The sequence below is a fragment of the Psychrobacillus sp. genome (assembly GCF_056205495.1).
On sequence record NZ_JBAEAP010000359.1, the window covers coordinates 1 to 1,509 of the forward strand.

At 39.7% G+C, this 1,509-nt stretch carries 1 protein-coding gene; it reads right to left on the reverse strand.

The features are described 5' to 3' along the window. Nucleotides 1-1,509: glutamate synthase central domain-containing protein (locus AC06OU_RS10820; RefSeq protein WP_475855721.1), on the reverse strand; the 1,509-nt coding region annotated here is incomplete at both ends.

Sequence of the window (1,509 nt, forward strand, 5' to 3'; positions counted from 1 at the left end):
TATGGATTGAAGCTGTCCATTCGTTAAAACAGGTGTTTCCAAATAGATTCGACGTGCATTGAGTTCTCCAGGGTTAAGTAAGTCACCTTCTGCACCAAGCAACGTCATCGTAGAGGTAACAATATGTTCCCGGATAGAATCGATTGGTGGATTCGTTACTTGCGCAAACAACTGTTTAAAATAATTGAAAAGAGATTGCGGTCTATCGGATAGAACTGCTAATGGAGTATCGTTCCCCATTGAACCAATAGGGTCTTTTCCTTCTATCGCAATTGGCAGGATATATTTGTGTATATCCTCATACGTATAACCAAATGCCTTTTGACGGAACAATAGGTCCTCTACATTTTCCTGTTTATCTTCCTTAGCTGTTACCTTGTATTGATGATCATTTAACCACTGCTGATATGGTTGTGCTCTTGCCATTTCAGATTTTATTTCTTCGTCTGAAATAATTCTTTGTTGCTCCAAATCAATTAACAGCATTCTTCCCGGACTTAAACGTTCCTTATAAAGAATATTTTCTTCTTCAATATCAACTACTCCAACCTCAGAAGAAAAAATAATATAGTTATCCTTTGTGACATAATAACGTGCCGGCCTTAAACCATTGCGGTCTAGAATAGCCCCAATTTGCTTTCCATTTGTAAATGAAATAGCTGTTGGACCATCCCATGGCTCCATTAAAGAGCTGTGGTAAGCATAAAATGCTTTTTTCTCTTGAGAAATGTGAGGATTCTCTGTCCACGGCTCTGGTATAAGCATCATTGCCGTATGCGCCGGAGACCTACCAGCTAAAACAAAAAATTCAAATGCATTATCGAGCATAGATGAATCACTTCCATTAGTATCTATAATAGGAAGTAATTTTTCTAAATCCTCACCAAAGGCATCCGACACGAATTGTTGCTCACGGGCCTTCATCCAGTTGACATTTCCTCGTAGCGTATTTATTTCCCCGTTATGAACGATATAGCGATTCGGATGAGCACGCTCCCAGCTTGGGAATGTGTTTGTGCTATAACGAGAGTGTACTAAAGAAAATGCAGAAGTGAAAAGTTCATCTTGTAAATCTACATAAAACTCGTCTACTTCTTTAGGAGTTAACATTCCTTTAAAAACGATTGTCTGACTAGAAAGACTTGGGCAGTAGAATTTTTTAGCTTCCTGCTGGGCCCAATGCTCTACTTGCTTTCTAATGACATACAGCTTCCGTTCGAACGCTAGCGAGTCTTTAAAATCTTTAGCCTTAATAAATACTTGTCGCACTACAGGTGCAGACTCTCTAGCGGATTCACTTAACTGACTCTTATCAGTAGGGACTGTCCTCCATCCGATTAGCTCTTGACCTTCAGAAATAATCGTCTCATTTATTTTTAGTTCTATCGCCTGTCTTTCCTCATCATCCTGAGTAAAAAACAGCATTCCTACTCCATACTGCCCTTTTTCTGAAGTCGGATCGTAGCCATGTCGTGCTGTGAGCCAAGGAGTTGATGTGATGTGTTGTCT